Below are 21,874 nucleotides of genomic sequence, written 5' to 3'. Positions count from 1 at the left end.
GAAACCCAAGGCCGGTTGGGCATTCCGCTCGTTGCGCTCGGATTATCATCAAATCCGCGGCTTTTGTCGCGATCAATTCCTGTCCTGGGGGCTTGCTCTATTTCATCGGCGAGGGCAAAAGGCCGGCATGAACAAGGTGCAAATGCTCTCCTATCCTGGCTGCAGCTCCTGCAAGAAGGCCCTGAGATGGCTCAAGGAGCGCGGCATCGAGGTCGCCCAGCGGCCGATCGTCGAGCAGCCGCCGACGCCGGAGGAGCTCGCCCGGTGGGTCCCGGCGAGCGGGCGCTCGGTGCGCCGGTGGCTCAACACGGGCGGCCAGAGCTACCGCGCGCTCGGCAAGGCCCGGTTCGACGCCGCGAGCGACGAGGAGATCACGCGGCTACTGACCGAGGACGGGAAGCTCGTCAAGCGGCCCGTGCTGCTCGTGGGGAACAAGGTGATGGTGGGCTTCCGTGAGGACCACTACGCGGAGCTGTTCCGCTGAGGTCGCGCCGATCCTGCGCTCCGCGCCGGGCCGCGGCGCGGAGCCGCGCCCTGCAGCGCGCTCGCCGCGTCAGGGCGCGGAGGCGAAGGTGTCTTGCCGCACCTGGCTGAGCTGGAACGAGCTCTCCGAGTCCAGGATCGGATCCGTCTTCCCGCCGCGGGTGCGGCTGATCGTGACCTCGACATCGCAGGTCTCGGGCTCCTGCGAGCTCGTCTCCTCGAGTGTGCCCGCCTTGAGGGTGTACGTGCCCGGGTCGCCCCCCACGTCGATGGTCTTGGAGAAGATGCAGTCGCCCCTCACCTCGATCTCCATGTCGTCGCCTGTCCCGCTCGGCTCCCAGGTGATCGTGAGGTCCTCCGTGCGCGAGATCGGCTCGGTGGGCAGCGCCTCGATCTCGAACGGGGCGGGGAGCGTCCCGGAGTTGCCGGGCGCGTCGTCGTCGTCCTCGCGGTCCAGCTGCACGCTGAACTCGGTGTCTTCTGCGCCCGTCTGGAACTGGGCCACATAGACGCCGGACTCCTCGGCCAGCATGTCGACCTCTTTCCCGTCCGCCGCCGCCGAGATCCGGTCTCCCCCGCTCAGGACGATGTACGTGTTGCTCTCGTCGCCGCCGGCCTTGAGGGTGGCCTTCACGCTCGTCGAGGACTCGCTCACCGCGGTCGCCTCGATCGTCGCCGAGATCCCCTGGGTGCGGATCGTGTTCGAGTCGAGCGTCTCCTTGCAGCCGGCCGAGAGGCCGAGCGCCGCCAGCGCGAGCATCGCCGTCGTGGTCTTCGTGATCATGGGGTGTCCTTTCATCGTGGTCTCCGAGGAGTGGTCCTGGAATTTTGCGTGGATGCTACAATGGGCCGCGCCCGACCGCGAGGTGTGTGGCGCCGACCTGCCTTGCAGCTCTCGTTCCGGGCTTCGCGAGGCGCTGGAGGTCCCTCCGGTGTGGTGGCGCTTACGAGGTGACGCCGGATCAGGGCGGGTGGACCACGCGCGGGCCGGCCGCGCCAGGGCTGCGCGCGTCCCCACCGCGACGTCGTCGCCTCACCTGCGGCTTCGCCGTCTCACCAGCGGCTGTGCACGAGGACGCCGCCGCCGGCCGGCCCTGCGACCACGGCCCAGCCCATCGCGGGCTGCTGCGGGCGCCCCGCGGACGGCCGCGGGCCGGGGGAGGACGGCTCCGTCAGCAGGAGCACCGCCGCGGTTCCGGCCAGCGCCACGCCGGCGCCGAAGCCGATCGTGCTCACGAGCCCGAGCGTCTTCGCGCGGTCGCCGGCGAGCTTGCCCGTCGCGTCGCATTTCGCCACACCCTGGAGCGGCTCATCGCAATGGGCGTCGGCGACGCCGCTCTCGTCGAGCGCCATCCACCCGGTGACGGCGCCGAGGATCAGCCCGGCCGCGCCGAGCCCGCCCGTCACGTAGGCCGCCACGCGCCGGCCGCTGGGCCCCTCGTCCGCCGCCGCCTGCACGGGCGCCGGCTGCTGGACGAAGGGGGACGGCTGCTGGACGACGGGCGGCGGAGGCGGCTGCGCCGGCCCGACGCGCGCCGGCGCCTCCAGCGAGGGCGGCTTCACCTCGAGCTCGAGGGTCTTCGACTCCGACGGCTTGATGGTGAAACGCAGCTCGCTCACCGGCGCTGAAGGCGCCTGGGTCGTCACGACGTGCTCGCCCGGATCGACGGGGAGCGCGACGCCGAGCGACGGCTGCGCCAGGACGATGCCGTCGCGCTGCACGATCGTCCCCGGGGGCGCGCCCGTCGGCAGCGTCAGGGTGAGGTGTGGGACGAGCGGCGCGAGCGCGTCGCGCTGCTCGGTCGCGAGCTTGTCGCGATCGTACTGCTTGAGCTTCTCGGCGTCCGTCATGCGGGAGTACACCGAGAGATACTCGTTGTACCGGGCGACCGCGGTCGCGACGCGCCCCCACTTGGCCTCGCACTCGGCGAGCGTGAACAGCCGCCCTGGCCGGGGATCGAGGCGCTGGCTCTCGGCCAGGGCGGGGCAGCCGGTCTCGTACCGGCCCGCCAGCATGTCCGCGAGGCCGCGGTTGAAGTGCGACTCGGCCAGGGCGACGTCCTGCGCGCTGGCCGGCGCGGCGACGGCGATGCTCAGCACTCCGCAGAGCGCGGACCAGGTGCACGTGAAGCGCATCGTGGAGAGGGAGATAGCATCGTTCGCCAGCGCCCCTGGCGAAAAAGTCAGTCGGGCGTGTAGAGCCACTCCCTGCTCCGGGTCGGCTCCGCAGCCGCCGGGGGCTCGGTGGTGCTGGGCGGCGCCGAGGCCGCGGCGCTCGCAGACGCGGCCGGGGCCGCGGCGCTCGCAGACGCGGCCGGGGCCGCGGCGCTCGCGGGCGCGGCCGGATCCGCGGCGCTCGCGGGCGCGGCGGGCCCCGTGGCGTTCGCGGGCGCGGCGGGCGCCGTGGCGTTCGCGGGCGCGGCCGCGGCCGTGGCGCTCGCAGGCGCGGCGGACGCCGCGGCGTTCGCGGGCGCGGCGGACCCCGTGGCGCTCGCGGGCGCAGCGCTCCTAGCGAGCGCCGGGCCGTCGGTGTGCAGCGGCGCGGCGGCCGTCGTCACCGTGGGGACGGCCCGAGCTTCCGGCGCCGACAGCGCACTCGTGTCGGCGTGCGCCGGGATCGGCTCGACCCCGGTCGGCTCGGAGGCCGGCGAGGGCGCCGGCTCCGCCGCCTGGGTGGCCGCCGCGCCGCCTGGGTCAGCGTGGAGGCGCTCGCCCAGGAAGGCGCTGACGCCGGCGACGGCGACGGCGCCGAGCAGGGCGAGCCCCGCGGCGACGATCGCGGCGCGGCTCCGCGGCTGTGCCGGCGAGATCCGCGTCTCCAGGCCCGTGCTGGACGACTGCGCGGACGCGGGCGCCTGCTCGGGGCGGATGCTGACCGGGACGATGCTCCCTGCCCCGCCCGGCTGCTCCAGCATGAACACGCGCGACGATCTCACCGGCGCCGGGGCGATCCCGAAGATGTCGGCGAGCGCCTCGATGGCGGTGGAAGCCGTCCTGAAGCGCTCCTCCGGGGCGAGCGCCGTCACCTTCGCGAACCACGCGTCGAAGGCCGGGGGCAGCGTCACCCCGTCGGCGGCCGCGCGCGCGCACGCGGGCTCCTGGGGGCCGTGCATCGCGGTGACCGCGAAGGCGAGCGTGTTATTGTACTCGCGCATATCGTTCAGCCAATACGCGGTGCCCACGAGGAGCGTGTACGCGATCATCCCGAGGGCGAAGATGTCCACCGCCGGCGAGATCTGCTCGCCCTTGAACTGCTCGGGCGCCATGTAAAGTGGTGTCCCGAGGGTCGCGGTCGTCGCCGCGTCGAGCGCGGTCTCGGCGACGAGCTTGGCGATGCCGAAGTCGAGCACCTTGACCCGGGGCTCGCCGTCGTCCTCGCCCTCGGCGAGGAAGAGGTTGGCCGGCTTGAGGTCGCGGTGGACGACCCCGGCGGCGTGTGTCTTGTCGAGGGCGATCGCGGTTTGGCGCAGGTAGGCGATCGCCTCTTCCGGCGAGAGGCGCCCGGTGCGGCGGAGGCGTTTGCTGAGCTCCTCGCCGCGGAGCAGCTCCATGACGAGGAACGGCATGCCCGTCTCGGCGTCGATCCCGGCGTCGAACACCTCGACGATATGATCGCTCGCAATGCGCGCCGCGACGCGCGCCTCGAGCTTGAACCGGGCGCGGAAGTCGGGGTTCTCGGCGAGGTGCGGGTGCATCACCTTGAGCGCCCGCCGCCGCTCGGTCTCGATGTGCTCGACCTCGTAGACGGCGCCCATGGCGCCGGTGGCGATGCCGCGCACCACGCGGTACCTGCCTCCGAACAGGCCTCCCTCGACGAACGTCAGCGACATCTCTCCACCGCGTCGGACGAGCTTACACCATCATGTCGGACAGCGGCACCCAGGAACCGCGTGTTTCGCTGTGGGCTCGCGTGCGGCGGACCGCCGTGATGTAGGGACCGTTCGCTTGACCTGCGCCGCTGAGCTAGGGTATCCGCAGCGGCCGCTCTCCGGGGCCGGGTCCCTTCCATTCGGGCATTGCCTTCATGGTCTATTGGGTGGAGCCTTTGAAGATGCTTTCTATGACGATGACGAGGACGCTTGCTTTCGTTCGGTGCGCGGGCGGGTGCGCCGTCGCGGTGCTCGGGCTCGGGTGCGCTCAGGTCTTCGGCTTCGATGACGACTACGAGCTCCGGGGCGGCGGCTCCGGGGGCGGCGGAGGCGTCATGATCGGCACCTCCGGGAGCGCGGGCGGCGGGGACTCCGGCGCTGGTGCCGGCGGTCCTGGCGGCGCCGGTGGTGGCGGCGAGGGCGGCGTCTCGACGAACGTGGGCGGCGCGGGCGGCGGCATCGACTGTAGAATTCTGGAGGTGTCGCCGGGCGAGGAGCTGACGACGTCGCCGATCGACGACATGGAGGACGGGAACATCGATATCCCCGAGGGGGAGCCGACGAACCCTCGGCTGGGGTTCTGGTACACGTTCCACGATGAGGCCGCAGGGGTACAGGAACCCTTGATTGACGACGACCTCGTCGTCCCTCTCGCCTTGCCGCGCGAGGGCAGCGCGATGGCCGTGCACACCAGCGCCGACGACGGGTTCACCGAATGGGGAGCCGGGGTCGGAGTCCTCCTGAGAGACGGCGAGTACTACGACGCCTCCGCGTACAGCGGAATCACCTTCTGGGCGTACGCCGAGGAAGACTCCTCCAGGGCGCTGGTCGTGTCGTTCATCGACCGGCAGACCGACGGCGAGGGGGGCGAATGTGGAGGGGAGATGCAGCCCCCGTGTTACGATCACTTCCACCGAGAGGTCGTCCTGACGCCCAGCTGGAAGCACTACAAGATCCCCATCGCCTGCCTCAGGCAGGACGGCTACGGCGAATTCCCTGCGCTCCGCGTGACCGAGCTCCGGAGCTTCGACTTCCTTTATCCCCGGGGCAAGGCATTCAACATCTGGATCGACGACATCGCCTTCTACCGGGAGCCCGGGTCCTCTTCAGAGGACGAGGGCGGCGAGTAGCCGGGGGCCGTGGGGCACATCGAGCCCCCGAGGTCGATGTTCCCGCCGACGGTGCAGGTCGCCTCGTCCCCGCGCCGCGTAAGCCGGCGGCCTCGCCGAGCGTGCTGCCACGCGGCGGCCCGGCTCCGCGCGGCGGCGAGCTCGGGCGTGTCGGGGACGTCTCGAGGGGTCTGCCCGCCGCGAGCCGCTCGACGGTCCGCTCCTCGGCCCCGAGCGCCCGCGCATCCTCGGCGAGCCTGCGACGCGGCCGGCAGGTCGGTCGCGGCGCGAGCGCCGGGCCCGGTCGCACCGCCGCGAGGGGACGCGAGGGGAGCACGGATGGCCGGCCGGTCGCGACCGCACTGGACGCCGCGCCGCCGGCCTGCTCAGAATGCGCCGCCGTGGCTGCAAGCCGACCACCTCCATCTCCCCTCTCCATCTCCCATCCCCCATGGATGGGAGCGCGCGCGGGGGCATGCGCCTTGCTGAGGCGCTCGAGCCGCGCGGACGAGGACGGGCGAGGGCGAGTGGTCGCCGACGTAGCCTGAGCAATGTGTGAAGGAGAAGAACTCGGATGAATGACGACACATCCAGCTGCGACATCGGCATGATCGGGCTGGCGGTCATGGGCGAGAACGTCGCGCTCAACATGGCCGACCACGGGTTCAAGGTGGCCGTGTACAACCGCACGGTGCAGGTCGCGAAGGACTTCGTCGCGAGGAACCCGAGCACGCCCGGCGGCCTAGTCTACTGCGAGACGCTGAAGGACTTCGTCCGCGCCCTGAAGAAGCCGCGCAAGGCGGTGATCCTGGTCAAGGCCGGCGCGCCGGTCGACATGGTGGTCAAGCAGCTGCTCGAGGCCGGGATCGAGCCGGACGACATCGTCGTCGATCTCGGCAACTCGCTCTGGACCGACACGATCCGGCGCGAGAAGGAGTACGAGAAGCAGTGCAAGTTCTTCGGCTCGGGCGTCTCGGGCGGCGAGGTGGGGGCGCGCTTCGGCCCCTCGCTGATGCCCGGCGGCGACCCCGCGTCGTGGCAGCACCTCGAGCCGATCTGGCGGGCGATCGCCGCCAAGGTGGATCCGCAGACGGGCAAGCCGCTCGAGGGCGCGGCCCCGGGCAAGCCGGTCGAGGGCGGCGTCCCCTGCACGGCGTACATCGGGCCGAACGGCGCGGGCCATTACGTGAAGATGGTTCACAACGGCATCGAGTACATCGACATGCAGCTCATCTGCGAGGCTTACACCTTGCTGGAGGGGTTGCTCGGCCTGTCGAAGGACGAGATGTCGCGCGTGTTCTCGGAGTGGAACAGCGGCGATCTCGACTCGTACCTCATCCAGATCACCGCGGACATCCTCCAGCAGAAGGATCCCGTCAACAAGGACAAGCCCTTCGTCGATTTCGTCCTCGACACCGCGGGTCAGAAGGGCACGGGCAAGTGGACGAGCAGCAACGCGCTCGACATGGGCATTCCTGCGAACGCGATCGCCGAGGCGGTGTTCGCCCGTTGTTTGTCGGCGCTGAAGGACGAGCGCGTGGAGGCGTCGAAGCAGCTCACCGGCCCGACCCCGGCGCCGGTCGAGGACAGGCAGGGCACGATCACCGCGATCCGCGACGCCCTGTACTGCTCGAAGATCTGCGCCTACGCCCAGGGGTTCCAGCTCATGGCAGCGGCGCAGGCGGAGTACGGCTGGAAGCTCGATTTCGGCACGATCGCGAGCATCTGGCGCGGCGGCTGCATCATCCGCGCCCGTTTCCTCCAGAAGATCACGGAGGCGTACACGCGCAATCCTGGGCTGACGAACCTCCTGCTCGATCCGTACTTCAACGAGCAGATCAAGCAGGGGCAGGCCAACTGGCGGCGCGTGGTGTCGATCGCCGCCCAGAACGGCGTCTGGGCGCCGGCGTTCATGTCGGCCCTGTCTTATTACGATGGGTACCGGGCGGCGCACCTGCCGGCGAACCTGCTGCAGGCGCAGCGCGACTACTTCGGGGCCCACACGTACGAGCGCACGGATCAGCCGAGAGGGAAGTTCTTCCACCTCGACTGGCCGCATCCGGAGCGGCCGCAGCTCGACATCAAGGGCACCGGCGGAGGCCACTGATCGCGCCGGCGGCTCGGAGGGGACCGAAGGAGGCGTTCTGCCTCCTTCGGTGAGGCCCGGCCCCCGCCCAGGTCTCCCGGCCCCCTCGGGGGATCCGTCAAGCGGCCATGAACCGCGGCTTCAGATTCCTCTCCAGCAGGAACGGTTCGACATCCTCCACGATATCGAACGGCACCCCCACCAGGCTCATCGCCGCCGCGATCGTCTGGATCCCCATCCTCCCGAGCTTGTTCATCTCCGGCGGAGGCCGCACCACGATGTGCTCGATCTTGTCGCGCACATTCAGCCCCCACTGGGTCAGGATCACCCGCGCCTCGCTCTCATGCCGCACCATGTGCCCCATGTCGTAGATGAAGAACGCCCGCTCTCGAGGCCGCATGACGCTCACGAGCTTCTGGTAAGCGGTCACCGAAATGAACCGCGCCACCTCGGCCGTCGCCACCGTCTCTTGCAGGAGCTGCACCAGCATGCCCGCAGGCTGCGTGATCCACACGCCGACACTGCCGCTGTCGTCGAGCAGGTGCGGTTGCCTCCGGAAGGCCGGTCTGCCGATCGTCGAGCTCATCGCGCCAGGAGACGATAACCATCCCGGCCGCCAGGGCCCGCGCGCGACGACCGGAAGCGCCGCGCCCGACCCACCAGGCCGGCCGTGCCGAAGCTCGCTGCGTTTCTACACATTGCCCGCCACGCTCCTCCCATGTCGTCGGCCGTGCGCCATACTGACCGCAAACGGGGGATCCAGGCTAGAAATGTGTGATCTGCCCGCCGGGGCCCCCGCGGCGACGTCGCGCGCAGCCGGGAGCCCTCGTGCCGTCAGGAAGGGCGAGAGGAAGGCGCCGCGCGGCCGCCGCGCGGGCGGTCAGGCGAACAGCGCCGCGCAGGCCGAGCCGATCAGGTTGACGTGCTCGAGCCGCGAGATCCGGGGCTCGACGTGCGCGCCGAGCAGGGCGCGCAACGTCTCCTGCGTCCGCGGGGCGTACCGCGGATCGCCCCAGAAGAGGCTGCCCTCCGCGAGCACGCCGACGCCGGGGGGGCTGTCGAGCACGTCGACGACCGACGCGATCGCCGCCGCGACGAGATCCGCCGAGCGCTGGAGCAGGTCGCCCGCGACCCGCCGCACGTCCTCCGGGCCCTCCTCGCGGAGCCGCACGAGATCCGCCGAGCTCGTCAGCAAAGGGTGCTCGGGGCACAGCCGCGCGAACAGCCGCGGCAGGTAGGCGCCGGACACCGCCTTCTCGAACCGCTGCGCGCCCGGGTTCTCCGAGCTCGCGTCGACCTCCGCGTCGAACGGCCGGAGGTGCGGAGGGTTGAAGTTGCCGTTCTCGAGGTTCACCGCCATCGGCGCGACGAAGTGCCCCGTCTTCAGCTTCGGGATCCGACCGGCCGGAAGGAACGTGGCCATGTTCGTGCCCGTCCCCACGATCAGCCCGATGAACGCCGCAGGCTGGCTCCCGCCGTGCGCGAAGGCGCCACCGAGCAGGCTCGCCACCGTGTCGTTCAGCACCCGCACCGGGCCCGGCCGGAGCTTGCGCGCGCGGAGCGCCTGGCCGAGCCGCTCGCCGACGCACGTGCCCTCGACCCCCGCGACCTGGATGCCCTTGGTCCAGCGGAGCAGCCGCGCGTCGAGCGACGGCAACGTCTCCGAGGGATACGAGAAGCAATACCCCACCGGCAGGCCGTGCACGGGGCCGAGGCGCTCGACCAGCTCGGCCTGCACATCGAAGAAAGCGTCGCCCGCGATCTCCGGGCCGCCCGGGAACCTCGCCGACTCGGGCCCCGCGACGAGGCGCGAGACCCCGCCCGGCGCGAGCTCCACGATGGCGGCGCGCAGGTTCGTTCCACCGGCGTCGACCACCACGGCGCGCCCCGCCATCCCGCCCGGCGGCGGCGCCAGGTAGGCCGGGAGCGCGGCGATCTCGGTGCCAGGCGTGGACAGGCCGAAGACGATGCGCGCCGCGAGGGTGCGGCGGATCTCCTGGAGCTCGGTGAGCGAGAGCTTCATCAGGAAAATGCTTACCTCCAAGCTACGAAGAAGGAAATAACTTTGCAAGGCGAGGCGCGAGCATGCTTGAAGCCGGCCTCGCCCGGACGGCGGAGATCCAGCGGCCCGCCGCCGGCATTGCGCTACGCGTCACTTCGCGGATGCGGTCGGAGAGCGGTTGTCGTCCACACCGAAGACGACGGGATACACCACCGTCGCGACGCCCTTGCGGTCCGCGGGGGAGGGGAATCGGAGCCCGCGGAAGACGTCGAGCACGCAGCCGACGACCTTGGGGTCGCGGAGCGGCGGCGCGGTCGACGCCGGCATCACCGCGCCGGGCGAGGGGAGCGCGATGAGCAGGGGGGCGTCCGCGGCGGGGCGGTCGGCGTCGCCCGCGTACGTCACCTTCCCCTCGCCGTCGACGACGAGGTGCACGGGGATGCGCCCCTCGAGCTTCGGGTTCTGGCGAAGCCCCTTCTCGTAGCAGGCCCGCATCGGGCCGAAGTTCTCCTGGACGACGCGCCGCACCACGTGCGGCGGGATATGGGCTTTGCCCTTCATGGGCTCATAGGGGTTGCTCTTGCAGCGGCCGGCGACGCTCCGCACGACCTTCGCGTCCCGATCGAGCTCCCGCTCCAGCCCGGCGCGCGCGGCGCCGGCCTTCTTGAGGTTGCGCCCGCCGAGCGCCGCCCGGAGCTTGCGCACCGCGGCGCTCGTGCGGCCGAAGCCCTCGCGGAGGCCCTTGGCGTGCTCGGCGAGCTCCGCATCGGAGGGCTTCACCGCCGCCGCGCCGGCCCAGAGGTCGAGCCGCTCGGCGATCTTCTGCAGCACCTCTGGCGGCGTGCTCAGGTCGGACTGCCGGAGCACCTCGATCATGCGCGAGGCCTTCTGGACCTCGGGGGCGAGCGCCTTGCAATCCGCGGTGACGGCGTCGGACGAGCGCGCGGCGTGGCCCTTCCCGGCCGGCCGGGCCGGAGCGCCGCCCTTCTCGGGCGAGCGGGCCGGGGCGCTGGCCTTCCCGGGCTCGGGCGAGCCCACGGGGGCGCGCTCCTTTCCGGCCGCCTGGATCGGGGCGCGCTCCTTCGCGGCCTCGGGCGCCCGGTCGCGGGCGCGCTGGCTGCCGGGCAGCAGCACGGTCGCGCGCTGCTTCTCCGCGGGGCCGGGCAGGTCGAGCGAGGGCAGGGCGAGAAAGGCGCCCCCGGGCGAGCGCCAGACGGCCGTGCGCTCCGCTCCGAAGGAGCCCGCCGGGCGCTCCCCTTGCGGGGCGGCGCCCCGGACCGGCGCGGCGCGGGTGTGGTCTGCCAGGTCCCTCCGCGGCGCCGCCCCGCAGCCCATGAGCACATGAACTCCGACGAGGACGAGCAACGCGCTTCGCATCGGTGCCTCCGAGGTGGGTACGACGTGCGGTCCGCCGTTTTGATACAATACACCGGCCGGCGCCACGGCTGCGTGGAAACGCAGCGACGCCCGCCGGCAGGTGGGACGGGCGGGGCAGGCGGCTCACGCTGGGCGCGCGCGGCTCACAGCGGCGCAGCGCGCGGCTCAGACGGACGAGGAGCGGGGCTGCTCCACCTTGTCGGCGTCGACCGGCGGGGCCTTCGACGAGGCGGCGAGGAGCTCCCGGATGCTGCGCTCGAGCTGATCGATCCTGATCGGCTTGCTCAGGAACATCGAGTTGTCGACCTGGAGCAGGGTCTCCCGGATCGCCGGATCACGCGTGCCCGTGAGCAGGATGATGGGAATGTCGGCGCGGATCTTCCGGACCATGGAGACCAGCGCCAATCCATTGATGTCCGGCAGGTAGTAATCCGTGACCAGGACGTCGGCTTGCATGATGAGCGCCTGGTTCTCCAGCGCGTCTCTGCCATTGAGAAAGCAGTGCACGCGGTGCCCGTCGAGCGACAGGATATCCTGCCACCCCTCGCACAGCTCTTCGCTGTCCTCGACGATGAGGATGTTCAGGAGCATGCGCCCTCCACCTCGTGGACCTGCGTGGAATCGTGCACGCCGGGCATCAACGATGCATTACCAGCTTACCAGCCCGCCGTCGAGCAATCCACCCGACATTGTTTCGTCCGGATCGAACTCATCACGGGATACTCCCGCGGCACGCATCGGGAAAAGGATGGTTTCGTAAGGAATATCCTTAGATGGGTGGCTGTACAGCTCACCTCCGTCGCACGGTAGAACGCGGGGGAGCGCGCAGCTGGCCTCCGATTTGCATTCTCAGGCGTGCTTCCGGGGCAGCTCCAGCTCGAAGCAGGTGTTCTTGTGCTCCACGGCGAGCCGCAGGTCGCCCTTGTGGTGCTGCGCGATGTTGCGCGAGAGGCTGAGCCCGAGCCCGGTGCCGTGCTCTTCCTTCTTCGTCGTGAAGAACGGCGTCATGATCCGCTCCGCGAGCGAGGGATCGATCCCCTTGCCGCTGTCGATCACGCGGACGACGACCTTGCCGTCGGACGAGCGCGCCTCGATCCGGATCCACCGCTCCCGGAGCGAGGAGACGGCGTCCACCGCGTTGTTGATCAGGTTGATGAAGATCTGCACGATCTGGACCGGGAAGCAGTCGATGACGAGCTCCTCCCGCGGCAGGTCGAAGGTCAGCTGGACGCCCGCCTGCTGGAGCCGGAAGCCGCTGACGCGGACCGCCTCCCGGATGAGCTCCGAGACGTTGTGCGGGCTGACCTGCTCCGACTCCATGCGGGTGATCGACCGGAGGCCGGAGATCACGTTGGTGATGGTCTCGACCATGCCGTCGATCTCGGCCGCGATCCGGACGCAGCGATCCTTGCCGAGCTGCTCCCGCTCCGCGAGCCGCTTCAGGAGATCGGTCTTCGTGGTGATCACGTTGAGCGGCGTGTTGATCTCGTGGGAGATCCCGGCCGCGACCTCGCCGAGCGAGGCGAGCTTGCTGAACCGCGAGAGCTCCTCCTGCTGAGAGAGGATGATCCGCTGCGTCCGCACCCGCTCCGTGACGTCGAAGAGCAGGAGGATGAGGTAACTCGGCTCCTCGCCGCCGAAGCTGATCGTGGCGGTCCTGAGCTCGACCCAGAGCTCTCCGCCCCTCGCCTCGGCCAGGTTGAGGGTGAACGACGCGAGCGGCCGCCCCTGGGCGGCCTCGGAGAGCTCGGCGACGCGGGCCGACTCCGCGCCGCTCAGGAGCACGCCGAGCAGCTCGTCGAGCGGCAGCCCGTGGAGCTCCGGCGCGTCCCGACCGAGCTTGTCGGCGAACTCGTTCGAGGCGAAGCTCACCCGGTAACCCCCGTCGTCCGACTCGAGGATCGCGAGGCCCGCGTTGGAGGCGGAGACGACCTTCTTGAAGACCTTGAGGTGCTGCTCCTGGAGCACCCGCTCGGTGATGTCGAGCGCGATCGTGCAGACGGACTGGGCGTTGCGCCGGTCGTCGAGCAGCGGGAACTTCGACGACAGCCAGTACCGGAGCTTGCCGGAGACGTGCAGGCTCTCCTCCTGCCACAGGGGCGCGCGGCTCTTGAGCACCTCGAAGTCGCGCTCCCGCAGCGCGCTGCCGGTCTTGGCCCCGAACAGCTCCTCGTCCGTCCTGCCCAAGACGTCCCGCTCGGAGCGCCCGAGGAGGTCGCAGAAGCGCTGGTTGACGTAGACGTAGGCGCCGATCGAGTCCTTCATGGTCACGAGCGCCGGCGTGTTGTCGAGGATCGCGGAGAGCCGCTCCTTGCTGACCCGGCTCTGGGTGAGCGCGTGCATCAGCTCGGTGTTGTCGACGAAGCTCACGACGGCCCCGTCCACCTCGCCCTTCGACCCCTCGACGAGCTGGATCCGCGCCTCGAAGTGCCGGTCGAGGATCTCCAGCTGGATCCTGAGGGGGCGCCGCTCCTGCATGCTCTCGTGCACCATGTCGAGCACGCGCTGGACGTTGAGGTGCGAGAGGGCGGCGCGGATGTGCTGGCCGCGATCCAGCTCGGAGATGCGGAACAGGTGCCGGGCCGCAGGGTTATAGTCCGTCAGCCGGAGGCCCTTGTCGACGACGAGCAGGGGATAGGCGATCGCGTTCTGGATGGCGACGAGCCGCTGGTTGAGCGTCAAGAGCTCGGCGGACTTGACGTTGATCTCCTGGTTCAACGTCGTGAGCTCCTCGTTCGCCGACTGGAGCTCCTCGTTCGTGGTCTCGAGCTCCTCGTTGGTCGACTGGAGCTCCTCGTTCGACGACTGGAGCTCCTCGTTGAGGGCCTGGAGCTCCTCGCTCGCCGTGTCGTGTTCCTCGACGATGGTCTGGAGGTGCTCCCGCGCCACGGCGAGCTCCTGCTCGAGCCGCCGGATCTGCTCGTTCGGCGGGAGGCGGCTCGTCCCCTTCGACGCCTTGACCGGGCGCGGCGCGGCGGGCGGCGCCGGGCTGAAACAGATGAGGAACTCGGTCCGGCCGTCGGAGGTGAGCGGGACGACGGTGAGCTGGATCTTCCTCGGCTCGCGGTCGATGAGGAACTCGTGCCGCTGGTCCCCCCGCGCGGCGTGCTGCGACCGCTCGGCCCGGTGGAGCAGCGCGCTCAGCTCGATCGCCACCTCGGACGGGAGCAGCCTCTGGATGGAGACGGTGGGCTCGCCCTTCGGGAAGTTCAGGAAGCGGTTGGCGTTGCCGTAGACGTGCCGCACGCGGTGGTCGTCGTCGACCAGCACCGAGTCCGGCGCGAAGCCGTTCACCATGGAGGTGAAGAGATCCAGGGTCGTGGTGGACTGGCGATCCTTCGTGATCAGCGCGCTCTCGCGGTTGTACTCCTGCCTCGAGTACGACCGCGGGAGATCGCCCTTCTTGGCCGAGCGCACGAACAGCTTCGCGTTCTTGTCCGTGAGCTCGAACAGGTCGCTCAGGGTCGTCGCGGACTCCGACTTGCCGAGGAACAGCATGCCCTGGTTGTCGAGCGCGAAGTGGAACGTCTTGAGCGTGTGCTCCTGGAGGTGGCTGTTGAAATAGATGAGGACGTTGCGGCACGAGACGAGATTCAGCTTGAGGAAGGGCGGATCCTGCGCGACGTCGTGGCGGGCGAAGACGATGGCGTCGCGGACGTAGTCCTTGACCCTGAACCACTGATCCTGCTCGTCGAAGTACCTGGACCGCAGCCGCGGGGGGATGTCGGCGACGGCGGCTTGCTGATAGAGCCCCTTGCGCGCGACGGACATCGCCTGTTCGTCGATGTCCGTGGCGAAGATCTGGACGCTGAGCTGCTTGTTCGCCCTCGCGAGCGCCTCGAAGACGAGGATGGCGATCGAGTACGCCTCCTCGCCCGTGGCGCAGCCGACGACCCAGGCGCGGAAGCTGTCGCCGCTGCGCTTGCCGGCGATCCGCTCCGCGAGGGCGGCGCCGAGGGCCTTGAACGCCGCCTCGTCCCGGAAGAAGGAGGTGACCGAGATGAGGATGTCCTGGAAGAGCAGCCGGCTCTCGTCGGGGCGGACGCGGAGGTAGTCGGCGTAGGCCTCGATCGACTCGCAGCGCGTGGCGACGACGCGCCGCTCGATGCGCCGGCGGACGGTGGACTGCTTGTACTGCGCGAAGTTGACCCGGCTCGCCTTCTCCAGGAAGGACAGGATGCTGTGGTACGGGTCCTGCTGGCTGAGGCTGTGCTGGCGGAGCGAGCCCTCCGCCTGGTCCTCACGGCCGGCGAGCTCGTTGAACTTGCTGAGACGACTGGCCATCTCCTCGAGGGAGAGCTCGAGATCGACGGCGCCGGTCTGCTTGGCGGCGCGCGGCATGCCGTCGTACTTGGCCGACTCCGGGGTCTGACAGATGGTGACGCCGCCGGCGGCCTTGATCGCGAGCACGCCCTGGGCGCCGTCGCTCCCCGTCCCCGAGAGGACCACGCCGATGGCGTTCTCGCCGAAATGCTCGGCGATCGACCGGAAGAACAGGTCGACCGAGGGCTTCGGGCCCACCTTGGTCTCGGGCTGGCGCAGGAGGAGGACGTTGCCGTCGACGACCACATCCGCGTTGGGCGGGGTCACATAGACGGTGTTCGCGCAGAGGATCTCCCCCTCGGCGACCTCTTTGACGTTCAGCGACGTGGCGTGGCTGATGATCTCGACCAGCCGACTCCGGTGCTGCGGGGCGAGGTGCTGGACGATGATGAGGCTCATCCTGTCGGCGCTCTTGAGGCCGCCGATGAGGACCCGGAGCGCCTCGAGGCCGCCCGCGGAGGAGCCGATCCCGACGACATAGGAGGGGTGACACCCGGCGATGGACGCGAGAGGGGCAGGCGCCGCCGCGCCCGCGGCGAGGGAGTCCACGGCGGCAGGAGCGCCCGCAGCGGCAGGAGCGTCCGCGGCGGGGGGGGCGCCCGCGGCAGGTGGACGAAGAGGCTGCCCCTCTGGCTTCGGCCCGAGCTGCGCTGTCGACGCCTTTTTTTTTCTGCTAGGGGGCCGCCTGGCGCGGCTGCTGTTCTTCGTTCTCATGGACAACAGAGCGCAAGGGCAATGGGGGTCGTCAGGATACCGGACACGCGCGTAAGGAGCTACCTGGTACCACGCGCGCCGCGCGGGCGCAGGTGTTCGGCGACACCACACGCTCGAGGCCGCCACACGCGCGCGCCGGAGCAGCGCAGGGGGCTGCCACGCGGGCCGGCGATCGGGCAGGATGCTGTCGCCGCGCACGGACGGACGCGAAGGGCGGCGAGAGCGAAAACGTGAGCAAGCGCGAAAAAAATGGCCGCAGCGTGGGCGGGCGAGAGGATCACGGCAAGGGCGACGGCGAGCTCTCGGAGGCGGCGCGCGCGCTCGAGCGCGAGCTCCTCCGCTTCGAGGAGCTCGCGGACGCCGCGCGGAAGATGTCCCTCGAGACGCGCAAGGGGATCGAGCGCGCCGCGAAGTCGACGACCGAGGCCGCGGAGGCGCAGCAGCGCGTGAGCGTGGCGCTCGGGGCGCTGATCGCGGCCATCGCCGCGGCGCGCGACCGCCACGAGGCGACCGCCACGGCGCTCGCGGCGCGCGGCGAGGAGATCAAGCGGCGGGCGGAGCAGCTCGGCGAGCTCTTCCAGCGCTTCGCGGCGCTCGGCGAGGAGGGGCGGGGCATCAACCAGCTCGTGCAGGAGACCGCGGCGCGGCAGCGCGACGCGACCAGCCCGGAGCAGATCGCCGAGGTCGTCGCGGCGATGGACGAGGTCGAGGGGCGCATGGGGCGCCTCGCCGACGACGCGCGCGCGCTCGCGCAGGCGGCGACCGCGGCCGGCATCGTCGATCTCGCCGAGCAGGCGGACGGGATGCGGCAGCAGGTCGCCGCGATGCGGAACAAGGTGGGGCTCCTGCGAAAAGGGCTGATCGCGCGGCTGCCGGGGGGGACGCAGCCCAACTGAGAGGGATCGGCCGGCCGCTCGGGCTGCCGGTGGCGCCGAAGGGGATAGAGGAGCGGGGTACATCCGCTTCACTTGCGTCCGGCACGGATCATGGCGCCCCGGATCCGCATCGTCACCGCGCACGCCGGCCAGCGCAGCCGCTGCGGGCCGGGTGCGCTATGGTCGCGCTGCGCTCGCAGGCGCGTAAGGAGATACGAAGATGCTCGGATGGCGACGGCTCGGAGCGCTCTGTCTCGCCGGGATGCTCTCGGGAGCGACTGGCTGCAAGAACAAGAACGAGCGGTGGGAGGGGGCGCAGGAGGCCGCCGACCAGCGCGTCGAGGAGAAGGCCAAGGGGGACGCGCCCAAGGCGGTCGAGGGCGGCAAGCTGAACGCCTTCTTCCCGGCCGACGGCGTCGATGGGCTGAAACGCACCTTCGAGCAGGAGAAGGACGGCTTCGTGCAGGCCAAGTACGCCAAGGAGGGCGCCGAGGCCACGCTCTCGATCAGCGACCTCGTCCAGAACGAGGACGCTCGCAAGAAGTTCGCCGGCGCCGCCGAGAAGCTGGGCAGCGACCCGCTGACCACGGTGGGCAAGAACCAGACGACGGCGCTCATCGCCGACCGCTGGCAGATCAAGGTCTCGTCGCAGGCCATGGATCACGCCGCGCGCAAGGCCCTGCTCGAGAAGTTCGATCTCGGCGGGCTGCGTTCCTTCAATCCACCCACCAAGTAGCCACCGGAGAGAGACCATGAGCGACAGCGACGACCCGATCTTCAAGCTGGTCAACGACCTGCCCGGCACCAGCGTCACCGGTGCTGTGCTCCACGCGCTCGACTGGATCGCCCCCGGCCAGTGGAAGAACATCACCAACTTCGACGAGCTCATCGCCGACGAGACGGGAGAGAGCGACCAGGACCTCGTCCAGCAGGTCGGCCAACGCGCCATCCAGCTCTACACCGACCCGTCGAACAGCTACCAGAAAGCGGTCTGGTGCTTCCAGATGGTGGACAGCCTGGACAAGACCATCGCCGCCGCCTCCGCGGTGAACCTCATCGGCCAGAAGTTCGATCTCGGCTTCCTGAAGGCCATCACCCCACAGCCGGAGACGGCGCAGGCCGTGGACGCGGGCGTCAAGTTCGCGTGCGAGCTGGCCTCGTTCGTGTTCGTGAACGGCATCCCCGGCGACGGGGTGGCCGAGTTCGCCAGGGCCGTCGGCAGCTACGGCAAGAGCGACATCATGCGCCTGGCGGCCTTCGCGGCCATCGACTGCGTGTTGCCGCTGGGGCCGAACTTCATGGAGAAGATCACCGCCGCCGTCTCGGGCTCGGCGCTCACCGAGAGCAAGCTCTACAACGCGGTGGCCAAGTACCTGCCCGGTCGCGGTCCCGATGAGCACAAGGCCCTCATCCAGAAGAACCTCGAGCAGACCGGCGGCAAGGTCACCCAGCTGGTGCAGGAGAAGGGCATCACTCAGGCCGGCGTCCTCGACAAGGTGCGCGAGCACATCTCCTTCTCGGACGACAAGCTCGACGTGGTGGCCGCGGCGCTCGACGTGATGACCAGCTACTACGAGCACACCGGCGTCCAGTCGGTGGCCCGGCGGGTCATCTCCCGCGCCTACTCCGAGATCTGAGCGAGACGTCGAGGAGCCTGGCCAGGCGAGGCGCGGGGCCGGCGAGCGCTACGCTCCGCCGGGCTCCCGGCAGAGCGTGAAGTAATGATCGAGCGCCTTCTCGCCCTTGAACGCGGCGCCGATCGAGACGTGCTTCGAGACCCGGCGCATGAAGTCGCGTGTCCCGTCATAGACGAAGGACTGGAGCCCCTTGCCGTTCGGCACGACCCTGGGCCAGCCGTCGGGAACGGGGCCGTCAGGGACCTGGAAATAGTCGATCACCACCGCGCCGCGCTCCTGCCAGGCGAGGTTGCCGGCCGTGGGGACGGCGACGAAGAAGCCCGGGCCGATCCAGGAGCGTGTGAGTCCCTCGTTGTAACCGAAGAGGCGGGCGCTGCCGTCCTCGGGCAGGGCAAACCGCTTCTCGAAGAAGCGGAGCGGCGCGGGGAGAGGGAGGCTGTTCCTCCCCTTGTGATGGACCGCCGCGCGGGGCGGGGTGCCGCTCGGGACGAAGAAGTCGAGCGTGAGCGCCGGCGCCGCGCTCGCGGCGTTGTAGAGCGCGCGCTGATCCGCGCGCGTGGTGGTCGAGAGGGCGCGGAGGCGCTCGTCGTGCGTCAGCCCGTCGAGGTACTCCGCGACGCGGGCGACCGAGGCGTTCTGGCGAAGGAGATCGATGAGCTCCGGCATGGGCCGGCGAGTCTAGCAGCGCGTGGCGGGAGCTTCAGCGGCAACGCGCGGGGGCGCGCAGCAGGAGGGCGGCGAGGTCGCTCTGGGGGGTGGCCGCGACCCCGGCGACGAACCGGTCCCAGGCCACTTGGTCGCCGCGCGTCAGCGCGAGCGCGGCGCACACGGCTTCGGCATGGACGGAGCGGGCGTCGCGCGCGCGGAGGACCCGGCCGAGCCCCGCGAGCGCGTCCCGGTTGTCCGCCGCGGCGGGCGCCGCGGATGCGACCACGGCGCGGAGGTCGGCGCGGAGGACCTCGGCGACGTCGGTCGCCTCGAGCACGCTGGCGAAGAAGGCGCGCCACGCGGGCAGCGCGGCCGGGTCGAGCCGATCGAGGTACGCCGCGAGGTGCCGGACCGCGAGGAGGCGCGAGCGCAGCGCGCTCGACCTCAGCGCGACCGGCCCCCACACGGCGAGCGCCCTGGCCTCGGGCAGGGCGAACTTGGACAGGAACAGGAGCCGCGCGTCGGAGACGCCGCCGGACGCGAGCCCGGTCTCCAGCGCGGACCAGTCGTCGGCGAACAGGACCTCGGGCGAGACGACGGCGCTGCACGCGGCGTAGCTCTCGACGTCGTCGAGCCCGAAGCTGATCGCCGCGCTCGAGAAGAGGTCGGTGAGCGCGCGCGCCCACGCGGCGCGGGCCTTCTCGTCGAGGCCCGGCGCGCTCGCGACCTCGCACGCGGCCCCGAGCGCCACGGCCCTGGCCGCGTCGGCGTCGAGGCCCGCGACGAAGGCCTCGAGCTCCTCGGGCGCGAGCGCCTTCGGCAGCCCGTCCCGGAGCGCGGCGAGCTGGTGCGCGCCGCCGGCGTCGAGGAAGCGCGGGACGGCCGCGGGATCGGCGGGCGCGCGCAGCGGGGCGAGGCCCGCGGCGTAGGCGTCGCGATCGCGCTCCGTGGCCAGGAAGGACCGCTCGGGGTGGCGGTCCATCGGATCGACGACGAGGAGCTCGGAGGGGCGCTGCGGCGCGAGCGCGACGCGCTCGCCGGGCGCGAGGATCTGCGCGCGGGCGGGGCCGTCGCCGGCCATCCAGGCGACGTCGAGGGGCGCGACGAGCGCGCCGTCCGGGTCGTGGAGCGTGACGAACGCGCCGCCGGACGGCGCGGGCTCGACGGTGAGCCGCGGGAGGGCCCTGGCGGTCACGGCGCGGCGGGCGCGGGCCGTCGCGTCCGGGCCGAGCGCCGGCGCGAAGGCGTCGAGGAGCTCGTCGGTGCCGACGCTGCCGAAGCGGTGCCGCTCGAGGACCCCGCGCAGCGCCGACCAGAAGGCGTCCTCGCCGACGAGGCTGCGGATCTGGGTGAGCACCCAGGCGGCGCGGCCGTAGGGGCCGCTCGTGTACTTCTCGTCCGGATCGAGCGACACGTCGCGCGCGGCCTCGCCCTCCGCGGCGCCGAGCTCGTCGCCGTTCAGCGTCCCGGCGCAGCTCTCGTCCACGTGGGCGCGCGCGACCTCCTGCTGGAGCAGCGTGGCCATGCCCTCCTTGATCCAGAGGTCGTCCCAGGTGCTCACCGTCACGAGGTCGCCGAACCACTGGTGCGCGAGCTCGTGCGCGGTGAGCAGGAGATCGGAGGCGAGCGAGGGCTGCGTGCTCCGCTCCTCGCGCTGGAAGGTGACGCTCGCGTGCTCGACCCCGCCCACGGAGAAGTCCGGCAGCAGCACGAGCGCGTACTTCTCGAAGGGGTACGGGACGAGCAGCTCCTCGAAGCGGTCGATCGCGCGCGCGAGCTCGTCGAGCGTCCCGCGGGCGTCGCCGGGCAGCCCGCGGCGGCGCCAGATCGAGAGGGGGAGGTCGCCCTTCGTGGCGCGCTCCACCTCGAAGTCGCTGATCGCGAACGCCATGAGGTACGCCGGCAGCGGGTAGGCGGTCTCGTAACGGACGAGGCGGCCCGAGGCGCCGAGGTCCTCGTCGGCGGCGAGGTCGCCGTTCGCGATCATCGTCTCGCCGGGGGCGACGCGCATGGCGACCGAGAAGAGCGCCCGGTCCGAGGGCGCGTTGTGGCACGGCATCCACTGCGACGCCGCGAGCGGCTCGGAGATCGTGTAGACGGCGCGGACGGGGACCGGATCGCCGAGGCGCGCCGGGACGGCGCGGAGCGCGTCGCCCGCGGGCGCCTCGTAGTCGATCTCGACGTCGATCGGCGCGCGGCGCGCCGCCTCGGGCACGGCCGCGAGGTCGATCGCGAGATCGCCGCGCGCGCGATCGACGGCGTGCGGGAGCACCCCGCCGCCCTTCAGCCGGACCTCCGCGACCTCGACGGCGCTGTCGAGGACGACGGCGCGGGGGCCGTCGCCCGTGAGCGAGAAGGTCAGGCCGAGCGTCGCGACGAGGCGGCGCCGCTCCCAGTCGAACTCGCCCCGGAGGTCGTAGCGCGCGACGTCGAACGCGCTCCCCTCGAGCGGCGGCGGGCCGCCGTCGGAGCACGCGGCGGCGAGCGCGGGGAGCAGCAGGCAGGCCAGCCGGAACGCTCCGGGGCGGTGGTTCTGAGCAGGGCGGTGCATCCGGGTTCCTCGGGAGGCAGGGGTGAATGTCACGGGGCCGGGCGCTCCGGATCGGAGCGCCCCCGGGGCCGCGGGCCGGCGCGGCGGCGGGTAACTGACCGATGGACAGTTACAGAAACCGGGCTCGCGGCCAAGCCCGGCGGAGGGGGAGCGCGGGGCGCGCACCCCTGCGCACCCCCTGCGCAGATCGCCTTTCATTT

16 protein-coding genes are annotated in these 21,874 nt (G+C 71.1%); 6 read left to right on the top strand and 10 right to left on the bottom strand.

Annotated elements, in window-relative coordinates; all coding sequences use genetic code 11:
• The first annotated feature begins 127 nt into the window (after positions 1 to 127).
• On the top strand, positions 128 to 484 hold the full coding sequence (locus WMF43_RS34265) for a Spx/MgsR family RNA polymerase-binding regulatory protein (RefSeq protein ID WP_437671134.1): 357 nt from the start codon (positions 128 to 130) through the stop codon (positions 482 to 484).
• 69 nt (positions 485 to 553) lie between these two features.
• Here WMF43_RS34265 and WMF43_RS34260 read toward each other — a convergent pair whose 3' ends face one another.
• From WMF43_RS34260 to WMF43_RS34250, 3 genes are all read right to left on the bottom strand, one after another.
• Entirely contained in the window at positions 554 to 1,267 is a 714-nt protein-coding gene (locus tag WMF43_RS34260; protein WP_437671133.1) for a hypothetical protein, read from the bottom strand.
• A 269-nt stretch (positions 1,268 to 1,536) separates the two neighbouring features.
• Complete coding sequence (locus tag WMF43_RS34255; protein ID WP_437671132.1) at positions 1,537 to 2,619, bottom strand: hypothetical protein; 1,083 nt, start codon at positions 2,617 to 2,619, stop codon at positions 1,537 to 1,539.
• Positions 2,620 to 2,666: 47 nt separating this feature from the next.
• Positions 2,667 to 4,313, bottom strand: coding sequence for a serine/threonine-protein kinase (locus WMF43_RS34250; RefSeq protein ID WP_437671131.1), 1,647 nt, complete (start codon positions 4,311 to 4,313; stop codon positions 2,667 to 2,669).
• A 230-nt stretch (positions 4,314 to 4,543) separates the two neighbouring features.
• On the opposite strand from WMF43_RS34250, the gene WMF43_RS34245 reads away from it, so the two are divergent.
• Positions 4,544 to 5,482 carry a hypothetical protein gene (locus WMF43_RS34245; RefSeq protein ID WP_437671130.1) on the top strand — a complete coding sequence of 313 codons (939 nt, stop codon included), beginning with the start codon at positions 4,544 to 4,546 and terminating at the stop codon, positions 5,480 to 5,482.
• A 553-nt stretch (positions 5,483 to 6,035) separates the two neighbouring features.
• Positions 6,036 to 7,568, top strand: a complete 1,533-nt coding sequence (gene gndA / locus WMF43_RS34240) for an NADP-dependent phosphogluconate dehydrogenase (RefSeq protein WP_437671129.1) — start codon at positions 6,036 to 6,038, stop codon at positions 7,566 to 7,568.
• Between the two features lie 97 nt (positions 7,569 to 7,665).
• On the opposite strand, the gene WMF43_RS34235 is transcribed toward gndA, so the two are convergent.
• From WMF43_RS34235 to WMF43_RS34215, 5 genes are all read right to left on the bottom strand, one after another.
• Positions 7,666 to 8,133 carry a hypothetical protein gene (locus tag WMF43_RS34235; protein ID WP_437671128.1) on the bottom strand — a complete coding sequence of 156 codons (468 nt, stop codon included), beginning with the start codon at positions 8,131 to 8,133 and terminating at the stop codon, positions 7,666 to 7,668.
• Between the two features lie 294 nt (positions 8,134 to 8,427).
• On the bottom strand, positions 8,428 to 9,570 hold the full coding sequence (locus WMF43_RS34230) for a hexokinase family protein (RefSeq protein ID WP_437671127.1): 1,143 nt from the start codon (positions 9,568 to 9,570) through the stop codon (positions 8,428 to 8,430).
• A 129-nt stretch (positions 9,571 to 9,699) separates the two neighbouring features.
• On the bottom strand, positions 9,700 to 10,926 hold the full coding sequence (locus WMF43_RS34225; RefSeq protein WP_437671126.1) for a hypothetical protein: 1,227 nt from the start codon (positions 10,924 to 10,926) through the stop codon (positions 9,700 to 9,702).
• A 165-nt stretch (positions 10,927 to 11,091) separates the two neighbouring features.
• Positions 11,092 to 11,517, bottom strand: a complete 426-nt coding sequence (locus tag WMF43_RS34220) for a response regulator (protein ID WP_437671125.1) — start codon at positions 11,515 to 11,517, stop codon at positions 11,092 to 11,094.
• A 258-nt stretch (positions 11,518 to 11,775) separates the two neighbouring features.
• Positions 11,776 to 15,798 carry a chemotaxis protein CheB gene (locus tag WMF43_RS34215; RefSeq protein WP_437671124.1) on the bottom strand — a complete coding sequence of 1,341 codons (4,023 nt, stop codon included), beginning with the start codon at positions 15,796 to 15,798 and terminating at the stop codon, positions 11,776 to 11,778.
• Between the two features lie 395 nt (positions 15,799 to 16,193).
• On the opposite strand from WMF43_RS34215, the gene WMF43_RS34210 reads away from it, so the two are divergent.
• From WMF43_RS34210 to WMF43_RS34200, 3 genes are all read left to right on the top strand, one after another.
• On the top strand, positions 16,194 to 16,859 hold the full coding sequence (locus WMF43_RS34210; RefSeq protein WP_437671123.1) for a hypothetical protein: 666 nt from the start codon (positions 16,194 to 16,196) through the stop codon (positions 16,857 to 16,859).
• 199 nt (positions 16,860 to 17,058) lie between these two features.
• Entirely contained in the window at positions 17,059 to 17,574 is a 516-nt protein-coding gene (locus tag WMF43_RS34205; protein WP_437671122.1) for a hypothetical protein, read from the top strand.
• A gap of 16 nt (positions 17,575 to 17,590) precedes the next feature.
• Positions 17,591 to 18,475, top strand: coding sequence for a hypothetical protein (locus WMF43_RS34200; RefSeq protein WP_437671121.1), 885 nt, complete (start codon positions 17,591 to 17,593; stop codon positions 18,473 to 18,475).
• A 48-nt stretch (positions 18,476 to 18,523) separates the two neighbouring features.
• On the opposite strand, the gene WMF43_RS34195 is transcribed toward WMF43_RS34200, so the two are convergent.
• Positions 18,524 to 19,141, bottom strand: a complete 618-nt coding sequence (locus WMF43_RS34195) for a hypothetical protein (RefSeq protein ID WP_437671120.1) — start codon at positions 19,139 to 19,141, stop codon at positions 18,524 to 18,526.
• A 34-nt stretch (positions 19,142 to 19,175) separates the two neighbouring features.
• Complete coding sequence (locus tag WMF43_RS34190) at positions 19,176 to 21,674, bottom strand: M1 family metallopeptidase (protein ID WP_437671119.1); 2,499 nt, start codon at positions 21,672 to 21,674, stop codon at positions 19,176 to 19,178.
• Positions 21,675 to 21,874 lie beyond the last annotated feature (200 nt).

The organism is Sorangium sp. So ce131, assembly GCF_051519095.1.
In the GTDB taxonomy this organism is placed as follows: Bacteria; Myxococcota_A; Polyangia; order Polyangiales; family Polyangiaceae; genus Sorangium.
Note: the sequence above shows the minus strand (reverse complement) of the source record. Positions and strands in the feature narration are given on the sequence as shown.